The sequence below is a fragment of the Acinetobacter piscicola genome (assembly GCF_002233755.1).
GTDB classification, from domain to species: Bacteria; Pseudomonadota; Gammaproteobacteria; order Pseudomonadales; family Moraxellaceae; genus Acinetobacter; species Acinetobacter piscicola.
In genome coordinates, this window is sequence record NZ_NIFO01000011.1 from 1 (window position 1) to 17121 (window position 17121).

15 protein-coding genes are annotated in these 17121 nt (G+C 37.5%); 7 read left to right on the plus strand and 8 right to left on the minus strand.

The annotated features are described in order from the left end of the window. Positions 1-12 precede the first annotated feature (12 nt). Positions 13-666: an AHH domain-containing protein gene (locus CDA10_RS11895; protein WP_228704634.1), complete on the minus strand. Its 654-nt coding sequence runs from the start codon at positions 664-666 to the stop codon at positions 13-15. Between the two features lie 22 nt (positions 667-688). After that, a complete protein-coding gene (locus CDA10_RS11900) occupies positions 689-1396 on the minus strand; it encodes a hypothetical protein (protein WP_089605824.1) in 708 nt (235 codons plus the stop codon). A gap of 837 nt (positions 1397-2233) precedes the next feature. On the opposite strand from CDA10_RS11900, the gene CDA10_RS11910 reads away from it, so the two are divergent. From CDA10_RS11910 to CDA10_RS11920, 3 genes are all read left to right on the plus strand, one after another. Then, the gene (locus tag CDA10_RS11910; RefSeq protein ID WP_089605826.1) at positions 2234-3757 is read left to right on the plus strand and encodes a catalase; all 1524 of its coding nucleotides are present in this window, start codon (positions 2234-2236) and stop codon (positions 3755-3757) included. A gap of 94 nt (positions 3758-3851) precedes the next feature. After that, positions 3852-4298, plus strand: coding sequence for a thiol-disulfide oxidoreductase DCC family protein (locus tag CDA10_RS11915; RefSeq protein ID WP_089605827.1), 447 nt, complete (start codon positions 3852-3854; stop codon positions 4296-4298). Next, on the plus strand, positions 4285-4695 hold the full coding sequence (locus tag CDA10_RS11920; protein WP_089605828.1) for a DoxX-like family protein: 411 nt from the start codon (positions 4285-4287) through the stop codon (positions 4693-4695). The genes CDA10_RS11915 and CDA10_RS11920 overlap by 14 nt, the downstream gene beginning before the upstream one ends. Positions 4696-4719: 24 nt before the next feature. Here CDA10_RS11920 and CDA10_RS11925 read toward each other — a convergent pair whose 3' ends face one another. Both CDA10_RS11925 and CDA10_RS11930 read right to left on the minus strand, forming a co-directional pair. Further along, complete coding sequence (locus tag CDA10_RS11925; RefSeq protein ID WP_089605829.1) at positions 4720-5835, minus strand: MBL fold metallo-hydrolase; 1116 nt, start codon at positions 5833-5835, stop codon at positions 4720-4722. 2 nt (positions 5836-5837) lie between these two features. Next, complete coding sequence (locus CDA10_RS11930; protein WP_089605830.1) at positions 5838-6776, minus strand: cation diffusion facilitator family transporter; 939 nt, start codon at positions 6774-6776, stop codon at positions 5838-5840. Positions 6777-6904: 128 nt separating this feature from the next. Between CDA10_RS11930 and CDA10_RS11935 the strand changes: the two genes are divergently transcribed. The 3 genes from CDA10_RS11935 to CDA10_RS11945 all read left to right on the plus strand — a co-directional run bounded on the left by CDA10_RS11935 (position 6905) and on the right by CDA10_RS11945 (position 9480). After that, positions 6905-7411: a GNAT family N-acetyltransferase gene (locus CDA10_RS11935; RefSeq protein ID WP_089605831.1), complete on the plus strand. Its 507-nt coding sequence runs from the start codon at positions 6905-6907 to the stop codon at positions 7409-7411. A gap of 278 nt (positions 7412-7689) precedes the next feature. Next, on the plus strand, positions 7690-8604 hold the full coding sequence (gene hcaR / locus CDA10_RS11940; protein ID WP_089605832.1) for a DNA-binding transcriptional regulator HcaR: 915 nt from the start codon (positions 7690-7692) through the stop codon (positions 8602-8604). 198 nt (positions 8605-8802) lie between these two features. Beyond that, on the plus strand, positions 8803-9480 hold the full coding sequence (locus tag CDA10_RS11945; protein WP_089605833.1) for a DUF1345 domain-containing protein: 678 nt from the start codon (positions 8803-8805) through the stop codon (positions 9478-9480). Between the two features lie 117 nt (positions 9481-9597). Here CDA10_RS11945 and CDA10_RS11950 read toward each other — a convergent pair whose 3' ends face one another. From CDA10_RS11950 to CDA10_RS11965, 4 genes are all read right to left on the minus strand, one after another. Beyond that, a complete protein-coding gene (locus tag CDA10_RS11950; protein ID WP_089605834.1) occupies positions 9598-10203 on the minus strand; it encodes a glutathione S-transferase family protein in 606 nt (201 codons plus the stop codon). A 51-nt stretch (positions 10204-10254) separates the two neighbouring features. Next, complete coding sequence (locus CDA10_RS11955) at positions 10255-10983, minus strand: helix-turn-helix transcriptional regulator (protein WP_089605835.1); 729 nt, start codon at positions 10981-10983, stop codon at positions 10255-10257. 85 nt (positions 10984-11068) lie between these two features. Further along, the gene (locus CDA10_RS11960; RefSeq protein WP_089605836.1) at positions 11069-11737 is read right to left on the minus strand and encodes an HAD-IA family hydrolase; all 669 of its coding nucleotides are present in this window, start codon (positions 11735-11737) and stop codon (positions 11069-11071) included. A 179-nt stretch (positions 11738-11916) separates the two neighbouring features. Beyond that, the gene (locus CDA10_RS11965) at positions 11917-12855 is read right to left on the minus strand and encodes an RluA family pseudouridine synthase (RefSeq protein ID WP_089605957.1); all 939 of its coding nucleotides are present in this window, start codon (positions 12853-12855) and stop codon (positions 11917-11919) included. Between the two features lie 768 nt (positions 12856-13623). Between CDA10_RS11965 and CDA10_RS11970 the strand changes: the two genes are divergently transcribed. Next, positions 13624-17025 (plus strand): Rne/Rng family ribonuclease, encoded by a 3402-nt coding sequence (locus CDA10_RS11970; protein WP_089605837.1) that lies wholly within the window; start codon positions 13624-13626, stop codon positions 17023-17025. Positions 17026-17121: the final 96 nt, after the last annotated feature.

A 17121-nucleotide genomic window follows, 5' to 3' on the forward strand; every position in this document is an offset into this window, starting at 1 on the left:
TCAGCATACTTTTTAAAACACCACCGTAAATTCTACATTTCCAGCACTTGTTTTACCGTCAGTAACTGTCACAGTTTCATTTGCGACATTTGCATATTTAATGTCATTTTCTGCATATGTTTCTAATCGTGCTTCCGCTTGTTTGAATCTTTCTGAATCTGCTTTAGTAATTTGTTCAGCAGTTATTGCATGTTGATCCAAATAATGATTGATACTTTGTTTAGCAATATCTTTATCACCATGTAAGATAATCTCACCAGCAGCTAATCCTTCCTTCAATGTTGCCTGTAAATCAATAATTGCTAGTTTTTTTTGACTAACTGTTAAACTATCATTATTAATAATAGATTCGACTCTCGTTATAACTTCCTCATTATAAGCAGGGTGCTGTGTATAATGCTGTGATGCACCAATTGGGATCTCAGATATAGGGTGCCCACTGTCTTGTAAAGCTTTTGCCATTGTTGCACGATCTGCATCTGAATATAAGGCAATACGATTATTAAACGACTGCAAAGCTGTATTTTTATAAGTTTTTTCTGAAATTTGTGAAGTATCACTTCCTAAAAGAATATTTAATTCTTGCTGTATGTCACTATTAAAAAGTTCAACAGGTAATATATGATGGACTTGGAAAGGAGAATTAGCCATTTTTTTGTTCCTAATTTTATTTAATTTCTAATTGTTTTTATTTAAGTTCGCATAAAAATAATTGCCAAGCTTCACTTATATTTTCTTCATCTAAAGCTTTTTTTAATTCATTAGACATGAAAATTGAATGACTCAATTCTGGGTCTTGCCATAAATCTACATCACATGTAATTGCCTTCTGAGAAACTGTGATAGCATAATCTTTATAATTTGCATGATATAACTTATAAAACTGAAAGCCCTCATGTTTCGTGTAGGTCAACTTTTTTAAATCAGAAGAACTATATTCAGGGCATAAATAGTTACGTAATTCAGTAATATTGAAAAAATAATAGGTTTGATCATTTACCAGCTCATTGAGTTGGATATCAAAAAAAGATAAAGGGTAAAGGGCACTGTTTCCTAAGCGAAACTTTTTCAGTACATTAGCGCACTGTTCAGTGACAATGACAAAGCCATCTCGTGTACGAAAAAAACTTGGTAATTTTACGGTTTTTCCAAATCCATGAGTATATAAAATGGTTGGAGCATTTTCTGGGTTTAGCCTTTCTCCTTTATGGTAGCTTTTAATTATTTCTATGCTCTTTTGAGTCATTTCATTTTTTTTCTCTTTTTCCTCTGCCGTTGCTTCCACTCTGTTTAGTTTATTAAACTCAGGATAGTCAAATAGCCCAGGAAAAGTTAACTCAAATACCCGATAGTTTTCATCAAACATGATCGTTGTTGTCCATACATTATTAGACATAGTTTTCTCTCTTTAAAGTTATAGTAAAATTAGTTATGAAATATTAGCATTATGTGTGTTGTTGAATAGATCAAAGTACTAGTCTCACGACAAAATTTGTCGTACAAAAAACAAACTTGCAATTTCAATAGCTTTCTATCTTAGTTACATAGAGGTGATTTGTTAACAAAAACTTAATAATAATTAAAATTTATTTTACATAAAATTAAATTGTTTTTCTTTAATTTATTTTTATATTAAAAATGACAGTAGATGTGCCGCCTCACTCATAAATTATCATTAGTGGTGTCGTGTCATTATGTATGGCAAGAGTTTCTAAGTTTTCAGTTTAAGTAACTGTAAATGATACAGAATGCGTCTCGTGACGGCGACAAACAAGGGGATCATCTAAAAACTACACTTCCTCCAACTAAGGATAAAACACACACCATCCACACATTGAAAAATATTAGAATAGAAACAGGTTATTTCTTGTACAGATCTACATTTATATTGAAAGTATCTCTAAATCTACGACCTGTTTTAATTGCTCAAATTAAAAATCAATCAATCGTTTTTCCCTTTAAAACATACATTTTTATTCCATTGGTCAAATAAGCATTCAAACGATAGATTAAGAGTGTAGGTACAATTTTTGAGTCATTAAATTTTAAAGATTCATAAAATTGAACTTATATTCAAGCTACGAGTATTAACTGGAAACAATGTCGCATTGTTAGATTGTTAGCCTAAAAAGATGTTAACAAAACAATTAATGTCATGCGAAAAAAAGCGTGTTATCCATATTGATGATGGAATATTGCTCACAATACCTGATGAAAATAATGGAGAATTAAGATGAGCCAAGATAATAGCAAAAAGTGTCCCGTCACCCACCTAACAACTGATTTTGGCGCTCCTGTAGTAGACAACCAAAATAGTATGACGGCAGGTGCACGCGGCCCCCTCCTCGCTCAAGATGTATGGTTAAATGAAAAGCTTGCCAACTTTGTTCGAGAAGTGATTCCTGAACGCCGTATGCATGCCAAAGGTTCTGGCGCATTTGGTACCTTTACGGTTACACATGATATTACCCAATATAGCTGCGCTAAAATTTTTAGTAAAATTGGTAAACAAACCCCTATGTTTGCACGCTTTACCACAGTTGCAGGTGAACGTGGTGCTGCCGATGCTGAACGAGATATCCGTGGTTTTGCCCTCAAGTTTTATACCGAAGAAGGCAACTGGGATATGGTCGGAAATAATACCCCTGTCTTTTTCTTACGTGACCCTCGTAAATTTCCAGACCTGAATAAAGCAGTAAAACGTGATCCACGAACCAACTTACGTAGTGCAACTTATAACTGGGATTTCTGGACACTGCTTCCTGAAGCGCTGCATCAAGTGACGATTGTCATGTCAGATCGTGGTATTCCAAAAAGCTATCGTCATATGCATGGTTTTAGTAGCCATACCTATAGTTTTATTAATGCGAATAATGAACGTTTTTGGGTCAAATTTCATTTCCGCACTCAACAAGGCATTGAAAATTTAACCAATAGTGAAGCTGCTCAAGTTGTCGCCGATGATCGTGAAAGCAATCAACGTGATTTGTATGAAGCGATTGAACGTCAAGACTTTCCAAAGTGGAAAATGTACGTGCAAATCATGCCTGAAACTGATGCAGAAAAAGTACCTTATCATCCTTTTGATTTAACCAAAGTGTGGCCACATGGTGACTATCCACTGATCGAAGTGGGTGAATTTGAACTGAATAAAAATCCTGAAAACTTCTTCTTAGATGTTGAACAATCTGCTTTTGCTCCAAGCAATCTCGTCCCTGGGATCAGTGTTTCACCTGACCGTATGTTGCAAGCACGTTTGTTTAACTATACAGATGCGCAACGTTACCGCTTAGGGTCAAATTATCAACAAATTCCAGTGAATGCTGCTCGTTGCCCTGTACATTCAAATCATCGTGATGGTCAAGGCCGCAGTGATGATAATTATGGTAGCTTGCCACACTATGAGCCGAATAGTTTTGGTCAATGGCATGAACAACCGCAGTACAAAGAGCCCCCTTTGAAAATCACCGGTGATGCTGATTTTTGGGATTTCCGTGAAGATGATTCTGACTATTTCAGTCAACCACGTGCTTTGTTTAATTTAATGAATGATTCACAAAAACAAGCACTGTTCAGCAATACCGCTGCTGCAATGGGTGATGCTTTAGATTTCATTAAGTACCGTCATATCCGTAATTGTTATTCATGTGATCCCGCTTATGGTGAAGGCGTCGCTAAGGCTTTAGGCATGACTGTTGCAGATGCTCAAGCGGCACGTGAAACTGATCCAGCCAAAGGCCTACCAAGCTTTCTTTAAAATATAAACCTGCTATAAAACCACCTTCGGGTGGTTTTTATTTGTCCACTAAACTGCTAAATTGTAAGAAACTCCTTTAGCAAGTGAGTCAATCATGCAAGATCATATCGTGAATATCATTCAACAACATGACATTGTGCTATTCGATGAAATTTGTGTACTTTGCAACGGTTGGACAAAATTTCTAATTCAGCATGACACACATGCACGATTCAAATTAGCCTCAGTACAATCAGCACTTGGACAAGAAATTTTAAAATATTATGCGCTTCCCACTGATCATTTTGACACGATGTTCGTGATTAAAAATGCTCAACTTTATTCAGAATCAACAGCATTTCTAAAAGTCATTCAAGAGATCAAATTTCCATTTTCGATACTTAAAATAGGCTATGTAATTCCCAAGTTTATTCGTGATTTTTTATATCGTCGTGTTGCGCTAAACCGATATCGTCTATTTGGTAAAACGGATCACTGCTTACTGCCATCTGTACAAAATAAAAAGCATTTTTTGGAAAATGTCGTTTATGCAAATAGCTAAATCGCTTCGTCATGTTCTATTCACCATCCACAGCTTTTTAGCGATCTTATGGATTTATCAAGGTTTAGTGCCTAAAATCATTTATAAAGTCATAGAAGAACAACAGTTTTGGCAATTTACAGGAATTCAACTCCTTTCCATTCCAAGACTTATTGAACTTTCAGGTCTAATTGAAATTATATTTGGTATATCGTTTCTTATTTTTAGACCATCAAAAAATATTCATTATTTAAATATCATCGCCATGTTGTTCTTTTGGTTTGTGGTTGGTCTCATTTACCCACACTATTTTGTTCAGGCATTTAACCCATTTGTGATGAATTTTGCCATGATGGGGCTCTCCGTGGTTGCTATCCAACTCATGTCTCAAAACACGAATACCCAAAAGTCTGAATAAACCACCATCATTGCTGATTAAAAATTACACCACCAATTTACGACCTTCTTTAATACAATAAAATGGATTGACCATTTTCGAAGAATGTTTCATCGCTTTATGTAAGTCATGCTCGGGTTGCTCACGATCTTCATCGGTCAGTTGGTAGGTTCGATAATGTATCGCCAATGAACGCTTAGCTTGCAAATCCAAATGTGCTTGAAAAGCATCTTGTGGATTCATATGCATATATTTCATCAATGCACGTGGTTCATAAGCACCGATGGGTAACAATGCAATACGTGGAGCACCTAAGCGTTTATGAATTTCTTTAAAATGTGGTGCATAACCCGTATCTCCCGCAAAGAAGAAGTGACCATATTGTGAAACGACAGAAAAACCGCCCCACAATGCAACATTTTGATCACGTAGACCACGACCTGAACCATGCTGTGCAGGTGTGTAAATAATTTTAAGGTCTTTAAATAATGCAGACTGCCACCAGTCCATTTCAATGATATGAAATTCTTTTGGCAAGTAATGTGAATTACCCAAACCAGTATAAATCGGCATTGCAAATTTATTATGCAACCAACGCAGTGAAGCTAAATCCATATGGTCATAATGGTTATGACTGAGTAAAACAGCATGAATTTGTGGTAATTGCTCTAGAGCAATCCCTGCGGGAATCACACGTTTAGGCCCTCGTCCATCTTTCGGACTAACATAGTCTGCCCAAACGGGATCCGTTAAAAAGTTGTACGGCCCGATCTGAACCAAGACAGTAGCATGACTGACAAACCAAACTTGCCAATCATTTAAATCCGCATCAGGACGATCTTGTGGTAATACTCGCTTTGTCGCATAGAATTCTGCTGATTCTTTTTTGCTATCGACATTCCACGTATTTGATTTTCGAGTGCCAAGCCATTTTAATAAACCCCAACGACTATGCCCTTCTGGTCTAGGTGTTTCATTATAAAAACGTTCACCATTGTGATGATTGGAAGCAATCACCTTAAAAAAAGGCTTAAACCATGTATGTGACATACAGTTTTCAGTCACTAGACGATAATGTAATTGTTTAAGATTCTCTGATAGAACTTCTTTGTCATGTATTGTTTTATCTTCAATACCAACAGTTTCCGTTTGCTTCGACATGGTTACTCTAAACGCCCTTTCATTCTTTCGAGCCAAACTAGCTTGGTTTGTGGTTTGATAAATAATGCCACGATTTCGGGATGAATGCTCCTAATTTTGGTTTCAATCCGATTGACGCAGGTTTCTATTTCGTCTGAAGTGAGATGATCTTTAAATTCTAAACTTAAAGATGCTATCACTTGATGCGCACCCATTTGTTCAGTGAGTACACCATTCGCAGAATAAACCGCAGGATCTTCTTGAGCGACTTTTAAAATATTATGCCGCAATTGAGGATCTGCCGTTTCTCCTAGTAATAATCCTTTGGTTTCTCTTGCTAAAAGTAAAGCGGAAATTGCTAAAACCACACCAATCAGAATCGAAGCAACACCATCCAATACTGGCATATTCAATTGATGTGCACTGAAAATACCAATGAGCGCAATCAACAAGCCAATCAGTGCAGCTGAATCTTCAAATAATACGGTGAATGTCGTCGGGTCTTTACTGCGTCGAAATGCTTCAAAATATCCCATATCGCCTTTCATTTTCTTAAACAACTTCAACGCAACAAACCATGAGATCCCTTCACAGAGAATCGCAAATCCAAGCACGACATAATTCACCAATGGTGATTTCATTTCCTCAAGTTGTCGAATATGCTGAATCCCTTGATAAATGGATACCACAGAACCCAATGCAAAAACCAATAAAGCAACAATAAATGCCCAAAAATAGAGTTCGCGTCCATAACCAAAAGGATGCTTATGATTTGCAGGTTGCTGTGACTTTTTTAATCCATATAACAATAAAACTTCATTGAGCGTATCAACAACTGAATGCACAGCTTCACTGAGCATCGCCGAACTATTTGTGATATATGCAGCAATAAATTTCACACAGGCGATGGCTAAGTTACCCAAAAGTGCTGCATAAACGACAATTTTGTTGGAATCTGACATTTATTGTCCTATTTTTTATAATCAAATACATAGATTTGATTTTCATCCCAGTCTTCATTCATATTAGCCAAATAAGATGTGATTTTTCTTTATTTTTTTGTTGTTTTTCACAACTGAATGAATTTGATATGGAACCTGTTTTAACCAATATTTTAAATACTCATTCGAAATCCCATTCCCAGCTATTAACAATCTGGGAAGCTTCTGTGCGTGCGACTCATGCCTTTCTCAATGAACAACATATTGTACAAATCAAAGAATTGATTATTCAACATCATTATTTTGACCATGTACAACTGTTTCATGTAGAACGCAATCAACAAATTGTCGGTTTTATGGGGCTTGCATATAACAAGATAGAAATGCTTTTTATTGATCCTCAATTTTTTAACCAAGGTATCGGTTCACAATTGATGCTACATGCATTGGCTTTGGGTGCATACGAAGTCGATGTAAATGAACAAAATCCAAATGCTTTAAGTTTTTATAAAAAACATGGCTTTGAGCAAGTCGCTCGTTCGGCATTTGATGCGGAAGGTAATCCTTTTCCAATTTTACATTTAAAACGTAAAAAAACAGGACTCTCTTTGTCAAATGAAAATGAATCACAGCCAAATTTGCAGTCATGTCATTAGAAGCTTGTATTTTATAAATCAGTTTGCAAACTTAATTGAATCAAGCTGAATCAATTAACTTAGTAAGTAAACTGATGTAATTCACCGTAAATATCATTTGTAACTAATATTTTTTATAGATTATTCATACACAGTTTTTTATATGAAAATCGTGATAACTGAAACTTAACCATTTATTTTTTAAATATTACATCATCTTCACGCTGCCATTGTTTATAGATTATACTCAAGTGAATTCACAGTAAGACATTTTTTGGATTACTCTTTGGAAAGGTTATATGGAATTACGACACCTTAGATACTTCATTGCTGTTGCTGAAGAACTTAATTTTAGTAGGGCTGCATTGAAACTGTATACCGCGCAGCCTTCACTCAGTCAGCAAATTAAGGATCTTGAAGAAGACGTTGGCGTCAGACTGTTAAATCGTACAAAGCGTAAAGTCGAACTGACCGAAGAAGGTGCTGTATTTCTGGAACAAGCGCGCTTAACCTTAGCGCAAGCTGAAAAAGCTGTTGCGATGGCAAGACAAGTATCTCAAGCCAAACAACAATTATTACGTATTGGCTTTGTTCCCGTTGCCGAGATAAAAGTCTTTCCTTACGTACTGCCGAATTTACGGGTACAAGATCCTGAGCTTAAAATTGAGTTGCTTAGCTTAAATAACCTTGAACAAATGCGAGCGATTAAAAAGGGTGAGCTCGATATTTCTTTTACGCGTCATAATTTCCATAGCAATGAAATTGAAAGTAAATTTGTTTTACGTGATCCTCTCATCTTCATTTTACCCAAAGATCACCCTCTAGCAAAATATGAACGAATCCCAGTGAAAGCTTTAAATGGAATAGACTTTATTCTTCCTGTAGAAGAGCAATCGGGTACATTGCATGACATTATTTTAGACTTTGCCAAAGCACAAGGTATTGAATTTAATATCGTACAAAAAGTGGATAATATCTTGTTCAATATTAGCTCCATTGGTATGGGATTAAGCTGCACGATTTTACCTGCTTATATTGCACCTTTAACCATGAACAATACGGTTATTCGACCTTTAGATATTGAGCTGCCTCATCTTGACTTGTATGTCAGTTATCGTAAAAAGTTCACCTCTATCGCTGTTCAAAAGTTTATTGAACAATTAGATAAAGTCTTCTATTTAGATATAAATCGTACAGATATTTATGATATTTAAGTGCTATATTGATTTTTCTCAGCATCATTCATTTTTAAAATAATGTATGACGTTGAGAAAATATATCTAATGTTAATACAAAAAATAAAAGCTAAAGGACGGCTAACTTTAACCTAGCCTTGATTCAAAAACTGATCTCTTTGTTGGTCAACAAAAAGAGGCTTAGAAAGTCAAAAAATTCTAACAGGTGAGGATTTTATGCTTATACACATACTGCAACGCCTTCAATCTAGCCTTCAATCTCGTCCCTATTTTTTTATCGCTTTTCTATTCACTGCCATTTTATATGTCGTAATTGACTTCTTCACTGATTGGACATGGTCGACACAACTACTACTCGGTTGGAATATTTCAATCTTTATTTATCTGATCTTGACGATGCGAGTGTTATGGACGATTGATCATGCTCATATTTTAAAACGCGCTCAACAGCAAGATGCCAGTAAGTGGTTTATCTTATTACTGGTCGTGATGACCTTAATCATGTGTTTTATTGCAATTATTGTCGAACTCAGTCACTTACCCAATATCACAATGGTAAAATATGGACATTTGGCACTATCAATTTTGACCATTATTTTTGCATGGTTATTTATGCATACGGTCTTTGCAATTCATTATGCACATGACTACTATTTGGCTGTGGCAAAACATCAAGATGGTGGTTTAGATTTCCCCAAAACACCAGAACCCACCTATCCTGATTTTATCTATTTTAGTTATGTCATTGGGACTTCTGCGCAAACCGCCGATGTATCCATTACCTCTCGTTCAATGCGCGTTCTCAATATCTTACATATTCTTTTAGCCTATGGTTTTAATACCACAATCTTAGCCATCTGTATTAATGTTGCAGCGAGTTTTATTATGACTTAGCAATTTAAAAGCATTAACGTATTTTGAATATCAATACAAAACACTTTACATAAAACCCAAATAAGCCACTTTCATCAGCAACTTATCTTTAGCTTAAAATAATAATCAAAACATCAATTATGATGCAAAAATTGCCTGATGTTTTTGCAAACTTTCTCGCTGTTGCAATGCGGTGACATAACGTTCAATGGTTGGATGTGATTGCAATTTACCCATTTTCAATTGCCACAAAATCATCGCTCCCACACTGATATCTGCGACTGTAAACTGCTCACCACATAAATAAGGGTTAGCTTGTTCTAAGCCCTGAATCAAAGCGTTATACACATCTGCATAATCACCATAACCCACATGCATTTTTTGCTCTGGCGTAACTTTAATATTTAAATATTCATTATCTGAAGCAGCTGCCAAAGGCCCTGCACCAAAGAATAACCAACGATAGTACAAACCACGTTTAGGATCATCAAGCGCAGGCGCTAAGCCTTTTTCAAAAAATTTATCTGCTAAATAAGTGCAAATTGCATCAAGCTCATAAATAACGACATCATCATCCACTAAAACAGGAACTTTACCGAAAGGATTCAATTTTAGAAATTCTGCCGATTTCATCTCTGCACCATAAGCCACTTCTATACGCTCAAGCTCAATCCCTAAATCTAAAACGAGCCAATCCACGACAACACCACGAGATTGCATATTTGTATATAATGTTAAAGCCATTGTTTTACCCTCTGTTGTTTTGTTCTAAACCGAGTGTAGAGCGATGCTGTGTCAGTTTTTGTCAGTAGTGTTTTCTTTTTCGTGATCCTCAGTATTGACCATTGTTAAATTTTCTTTTTGACACCATTGTTCATAAAGATGGCGTTTAAATTGTGGATAATGCTGTTCTGTTAAATCTATTTTTTGGATTCGATCTAAACGAAAGTTACGAAAATCTTCACGTAATTCACACCATGCAGCCACTAACATTTTGTCGTTAAAGTACCCCAGTGCAAACGGCCATAATTGCCGTTTCGAAACCTGTTGCTGTTCATCTACATAATCAATTTGTAGCTTAAATTGCATACGAATCGCAATACGAACTTGCTGCACAATAGATTGATCCACCTCTACCCAAGAGTGAATCGACCTTAAATAGGTATTGTTTAAAAATGCTTGTTTCTGCTGTGGCATCACAGCTTTAAGTTTGGACAATACCGAATGTGAAGCATGTTGCAACGCTTGGTCTGGTATCGATTTCACCCATTGCAAAGCCAAATATACAGCTTCAACCTCAGTCTCATTCAAACTCATAGGCGGCAATAGAAAGTTTTCTTTCAGTTGAAAACCTAGTCCTGCACTGCCTTCAATATTCACACCTTGTTCACGTAAGCTTTCAATATCTCGGTAAACACTTCGCACACTTATCTCTAAATGTTCAGCTAAATGTTGCGCTGTGATTGGATAACGTTGTTCACGTAAAAGTTGTAATAAATTTAACAATCGAATAGAACGGCTCATAAGGTATATTCTTATTATGTAATTGTTTGCACGATTACGATTCGTATTTTAAGTGAGGTATATATCCTTATACACCTCTAGTTATTCAAGCAACTTCAGATGTATTGATCTGCGCATTTAAGAACTGATGCAAGGTGTTTACATCATTGGCTATGGTTAACGGACTAAAGCGTTGCAATACATCCACACTATGCACACCATAACTCACGCCTACACGTGGCATCGCAATATTTTGCGCCATTTCTAAATCATACGATGTATCACCGACCATAATCGCACGTTCAGCATTTACACCTGTAAAATCTAAAATTTCTGCAAGCATGAGCGGATCAGGTTTAGACTTTGTTTCACTCGCAGCTCGTGTAATTTCAAATAAATCACGACTGTTGGTTTGAGCTAAAACACGATCTAAACCTCTACGACTTTTCCCTGTTGCAACAGCCAGCTTAACGTTCTGATTTTTCAAACCATACAACATATCTGCAATACCTGAAAACCACTGATCATCTTTTGAATGCTCAACATAATGATCACCATAGCATTTTAGAATATCTGTATGTAACTCTGGAACATTTGGAAATAAAACTTGCGCGACTTCAGGTAAGCCTAATCCAATAATACTTTTTGCAGTTTCTGAAGTTAAAGGTTGTTCATACCGTTCTGCTGCAAACAATAAACTCGTTACGATTTGTCCCACAGAATCAAATAATGTTCCATCCCAATCAAAGACAATCAGTTCTACAGGCTTTTGCATGAATTTCCTCTATAAGATCCTCTCTCCTTTCAGCAGAGGGTTAGGGAGAGGTTTTTAGTAAATACCCTCTCATTCAAATCATTCAAACCTTCGTCCCAAGGGAAAGATTCAAAAATTAAATTCTATCTTTTCATAATTCCCTCTCCTTTCAGGAGAGGGTTAGGGAGAGGTAAAAAAACTCAATCTTTCTTCTGCGCTCTTAACTGCGCGACCAAACTTTGCATATCCTCAGGCAAAGGCGCTTCAATCATCGCATAACCAGGGATTTCCAAACGCATCGCATGTAAACATAAACGACGTGGGTTTGGCCCTCTATACTCGGTTTCATGACCGTATTTATCATCACCAACAAGCGGATGACCAATACTTAAACCATGCACACGAATTTGATGAGTACGCCCTGAAAGTGGCGATGCATACACCAATGTTGCATGCATAAAACGCTCTGCGACTTTCCATTGTGTCTTAGATTCTTTACCTTCATTTGACACACGAACACGTCGTTCACCATTGGACAATTCATAACGCAACAAAGGTTGATCAATTAACTGTTGATCCAAACTCACCTGCCCTTTGACAATAGCGGCGTAAGTTTTACGAATTTTATGTTCACGCAATAAATCTTGTAATGTTTTTAAAACGCTACGTTTTTTACTGATCATCACTAGACCAGAAGTATCACGGTCAATACGGTGAATTAATTCTAAATATTTTTTACCAGTAGCAGCACGTAAACCTTCGATCAGACCATAGGCGACACCACTACCACCATGCACTGCGATCCCCGAAGGTTTATTCACAACCATTAAGCCTTCATCTTCATAGACCACACGGCTAAGCAAGCTTTGTGCAACTTTATCGGATACAGGTGCATCGCTTTCATCTTTTTGCTCAAAGCGAATTGGCGCAACACGAATTTGATCACCAATTGCCAATTTAGTTTCGGCCTTAATGCGCTTTTTATTGACACGAACTTGACCTTCTCGGATCAGACGATAGATACGACTTTTAGGCACGCCTTTTAAGCGAGTAAATAAGAAGTTATCAATACGTTGACCTTCTTGATGCTCATCAACTTCAAACCAAGTTACACTTTGCCATTGTTGCGTAGAATTCATACAGTTACGTGATCCAATAAAAAACGAAAATTTGATTAAAAACTGATCATTTAGACTATGCTTTTCATACAAAATAAGCGTATAGCCCATAGGCAGATGATGCAAGGTTTGCTATAGTCAGCGCACGGATACCGCCGTAAGTGAAATTTACTGTGCACTTTTCAAAAACTTGAAAAGCAAAATACATTGTAAAAATTCACCACTAGCTCGGAAAGGTCCCAAAAGAATATGCCGACGCCGAAGGCTTTATTATATCGGCAAAAAGACAAACTGTTGCGTTTAATTGTACTTAAAGTACAGAAATCGGTTTGTTTAAAAATATATGTCGCCAACCGAGACGTTGGTTTTTAAACATAAACTGATACACGCCAGACAAGTCGCTTTTAGAGTATTATTCAGGACATAAGTGTTTGAGGCATTGGAACTGCATAGTTTGTAAAGATACGATGATCATTCCGTATCAAGACGCTCCTACCCATGAGTAGAGTTGATCTTCGAGCAATATGACGGTGAAAGACGAACAAAATAAGTCATCCAATGCACCACTTTAAGTGCCAGTGAAAAGCTCAAAACTTTAATTGTGCAAAGATTAAAGAAGTATTGCAACATCAAATAGGTATTAAATCCAAGCCTTTTGAAAACAGGTTGGTAAATACTCAAGACATGTAGATGTATCCATGTTTTTGAATATTGATCCAAGCTTTTAGATGTTCGCATCACTTAAAGATAGCGAGTTGTTGGTGTGAATCACTACTAGGTGTTACACCCATGAAACGTATGTTGATCAATGCAACACATGCCGAAGAAGTTCGCGTTGCACTCATCACTGGTCACCGCCTTTACGATTTTGACTTAGAAAATCGTACGCGTGAGCAAAAGAAAGCCAACATCTATAAAGGTCACGTTACGCGTGTTGAACCTTCATTAGAAGCAGTATTTGTAGAATATGGAGCAGGTCGCCAAGGTTTCTTGTCGATGCGTGAAATTGCCAATACCTATTACAAAGCTGACCCTCGCCAAACTTCAAATATCCGTGAGTTAATCACTGAAGGCACTGAACTTTTAGTTCAAGTTGAAAAAGAAGAACGCGGTAATAAAGGCGCAGCCCTTTCTACTTATATTTCTTTAGCAGGTCGCTATTTAGTTTTAATGCCAAACAACCCTAAAGGTGGTGGTATTAGTCGTCAAATTTCAGGCTCAGTTCGTGAAGAATTGAAAGAAATGTTGGCGTCATTAAACACACCACGTGGTATGAGCGTTATTGTCCGTACTGCGGGTATTGGTCGTTCTCAAGAAGAATTACAACTTGATTTACAGCATTTGTTAGACCTTTGGGCTCAAATCCAAAATACTGCAAGCTCTGGCCCATCGCCAATGCTTGTACATCAAGAAGCGGGTGTAGTTACTCGTGCTATCCGTGATTATTTACGTGATGACGTGACTGAAATTTTAATTGATTCTGAACAAGCGTATAACGAAGCCTATAACTTCGTAAAAGCAGTGATGCCGAATCAAGTTGATAAGCTTAAAACCTATACTTTAAATGAACCACTTTTTGCTCATTTTGGTATCGAAAGCCAAATTCAAACGGCTTATGAACGTGAAGTAAAACTTCCTTCTGGTGGTTCTATTGTCATTGACCAAACTGAAGCGTTAGTGTCAATTGATATTAACTCTGCAAAATCAACTCGTGGTCATGATGTAGAAGAAACGGCTTTAAGTACGAACTTAGAAGCTGCAGAAGAAATTTCACGCCAATTACGTTTACGTGATATTGGCGGCTTAGTGGTCATCGACTTCATCGATATGACCAAAGAGCGCAACCAGCGTATGGTTGAAGCAAAACTTCGTGAATCAACGCAAAGTGACCGTGCACGTATCCAATTTGGACAACTGTCTCGTTTTGGTTTAATGGAAATGAGTCGTCAACGCTTACGTCCATCTCTTGAAGAAGCAACAGGTTATGTCTGCCCTCGCTGTCATGGCACAGGTATGGTACGTGACTTACGCTCTTTATCACTTTCAATTATGCGTAAAGTGGAAGAGATTGCACTTCGTGAACGTCAAGGTGAAGTTCAAGTTGAAGTTCCTGTTGAAATCGCTGCATTCTTATTGAATGAAAAGCGTCACAGTCTTGTTTACTTAGAACAAACTTCAAATGTACGTGTGACTGTATTGCCACATCCACATTTGGAAACACCACATTACGAAATTTCTTATAATCCAGAAGGTTTTGCTCCAACGAGCTATGAACGTACTGAAGCAACACGTTCAAGTGAAAAAGAATTGGGTTATGAGTCATCTGAATGGCATTTAGAAGAAGAACCAACGCAACAAATTGGTGCTTCAACTCAAGGCGCTCCAGCTCAAAATAACAAGCCTCAAAGAAAGCCTCAAAACCAACAACAGCAAGCTAAACAAACCGCTGTTCAAGCTCAAGTTGCACAAGCATCATCAAGCCCATGTGCTTGGTTAGAAAACTTGTTTGTACAAAAACAAGCTTCTACTGTTGATCAATCACGTTCTGCAAACAATGCCGCTGCTGCAATTGAGCAAATGGTGAATGGCGGAGCAGTAAGTCGTGGTCAATTTGGTCAAGTTAATACATCGACCAATGTTATTGAAACTCGTGTTGTTCCTGAAACCAATGCTTACCTTTCACAAAACCCTGTTCAAAAACAAGAACAGCGTGAATATGAAAAGTCAGCTGAGAAAGAAGAAAAAACACAGCGCAATAATAACAACAATAAAAAACGCAATAAGCACAAAGAGCCGCGTGAACAATCTCCTGAACAAAATCAGTTGATTGAAGAAGTTGTTCAAGTATCACATCAAGAGCAACGCCAAGAACAGCGTCAGGAACAACGTGATCAAAGACGTCAGCAAAAGCAACGTACACAGCATGATCAACAACCTGAAGTAAATGCAGAACAGTCTGTTCCTCGTCGTGATCGTCACAATAATCAACGACCGAACCGACCAAATCGCCATCGCGATCACAATGTCTTTAATGATGAGCAGCAAGCTGTATCTGCAAATACAAATGTAGTGGCTGAACCAATCAAAGCACCTGCTGAAAAACAGCTAAAGGTTGAAGTGATTGATGCTCCACAACATGCGCCATTAACAACAGCGTTAGTGGTAAATGTTGATCAAGCCCAAAGTGAAATTTTAGCGCTGAATCAACCACAGCCTAAAGCACCTGCAAAAACGAAAAAACCTGCGTCAGTAGAAACTAAAACTGATAAAACAGTTGAAGTCACTGCACCGGTTGTTGTTGAAGCTAAAATTGAACCCGTTGTTGTTGAGCAAGTTGAACATGTTCAAGAGCCTGTAAAACGTGCAAGCAATGATCCACGTCAGAAACGTCGTGAACAACGTGCTGCCGCTCAAGCAAAAGCTGAAACGCCTAAAATCACCCCTTCACAAGTACCGACGTTAAATCAGTACACTGTGGGCACACTAATCCGTGCTGTTTACGGCGATGATTGTGCAGTTCTTATCGAGCAATTTGGTTTAATTCCAACATTCAACCGTGCATTGCTTAAATTCACTGAAGAATATGCTGCAACGTTGACTGTTGCTGCAAGCCCTGACGTGCAAGAAAAGCAACCTGTGACACGTGATGTTGCCATTACCAAGGCCGCTCCTGAAGCACAACCTGCTGAAATACTTGATTTAACACCGCCTAAAGCTGTGAACGATCAACGTGTTGCAAATGATCCACGTGAACGTCGCCGTTTAGCAAAACAAGCTGCGGTACAAGCAAAGCAAGAGCATCAAGCTGAACTAGACAATAGCCAAGCTCAAGCAGAGTCTGTTGAAGTCATTGCAGATGAAGCGAAAGCACCTCAAACAGAAAGTACTGTAGTTGAAGTTCAAGCTGAAACTGTAATTGCTGAAACAACAATTCAAACACCAGCTGAAATAGCACCTGTTGAAATTGTTGAAGTTCAAGCGACAGCGATCGAAGTACAGCCAGAAGAAGTAGATGTTCAAGCTGAAACTTCGAGTCCAAAAGAAGAAGCTCAACAATCTTTAGCTTTGGACACAAAAGAAAAAGCAGACGACAAAGATGAGTCAGAAGTTTCAACTGATGAGAAACCAGCTCGCCCTCGTCGCCCTCGTGGACGTCCACCAAAGAAAATTACGCCACCGACAGCAGAGTAATTGGCTATAATTTGCATAAAATATAGCTAGAAAAAAGAACCTAGTCATTTCGATGGCTAGGTTTTTTTGTTATTTTGGAAGAATTATAAATACATT

Excerpts from the sequence above, each read along its gene's own strand:
- CDA10_RS11900 (WP_089605824.1), bottom strand. The coding sequence starts at position 1,396 with ATGTCTAATAATGTATGGACAACAACGATCATGTTTGATGAAAACTAT.
- CDA10_RS11915 (WP_089605827.1), top strand. The coding sequence starts at position 3,852 with ATGCAAGATCATATCGTGAATATCATTCAACAACATGACATTGTGCTA.
- CDA10_RS11945 (WP_089605833.1), top strand. The coding sequence starts at position 8,803 with ATGCTTATACACATACTGCAACGCCTTCAATCTAGCCTTCAATCTCGT.
- CDA10_RS11930 (WP_089605830.1), bottom strand. The coding sequence starts at position 6,776 with ATGTCAGATTCCAACAAAATTGTCGTTTATGCAGCACTTTTGGGTAAC.
- CDA10_RS11935 (WP_089605831.1), top strand. The coding sequence starts at position 6,905 with ATGGAACCTGTTTTAACCAATATTTTAAATACTCATTCGAAATCCCAT.
- CDA10_RS11950 (WP_089605834.1), bottom strand. The coding sequence starts at position 10,203 with ATGGCTTTAACATTATATACAAATATGCAATCTCGTGGTGTTGTCGTG.
- CDA10_RS11925 (WP_089605829.1), bottom strand. The coding sequence starts at position 5,835 with ATGTCGAAGCAAACGGAAACTGTTGGTATTGAAGATAAAACAATACAT.
- hcaR (WP_089605832.1), top strand. The coding sequence starts at position 7,690 with ATGGAATTACGACACCTTAGATACTTCATTGCTGTTGCTGAAGAACTT.
- CDA10_RS11965 (WP_089605957.1), bottom strand. The coding sequence starts at position 12,855 with ATGAATTCTACGCAACAATGGCAAAGTGTAACTTGGTTTGAAGTTGAT.
- CDA10_RS11960 (WP_089605836.1), bottom strand. The coding sequence starts at position 11,737 with ATGCAAAAGCCTGTAGAACTGATTGTCTTTGATTGGGATGGAACATTA.
- CDA10_RS11920 (WP_089605828.1), top strand. The coding sequence starts at position 4,285 with ATGCAAATAGCTAAATCGCTTCGTCATGTTCTATTCACCATCCACAGC.
- CDA10_RS11910 (WP_089605826.1), top strand. The coding sequence starts at position 2,234 with ATGAGCCAAGATAATAGCAAAAAGTGTCCCGTCACCCACCTAACAACT.
- CDA10_RS11955 (WP_089605835.1), bottom strand. The coding sequence starts at position 10,983 with ATGAGCCGTTCTATTCGATTGTTAAATTTATTACAACTTTTACGTGAA.
- CDA10_RS11970 (WP_089605837.1), top strand. The coding sequence starts at position 13,624 with ATGAAACGTATGTTGATCAATGCAACACATGCCGAAGAAGTTCGCGTT.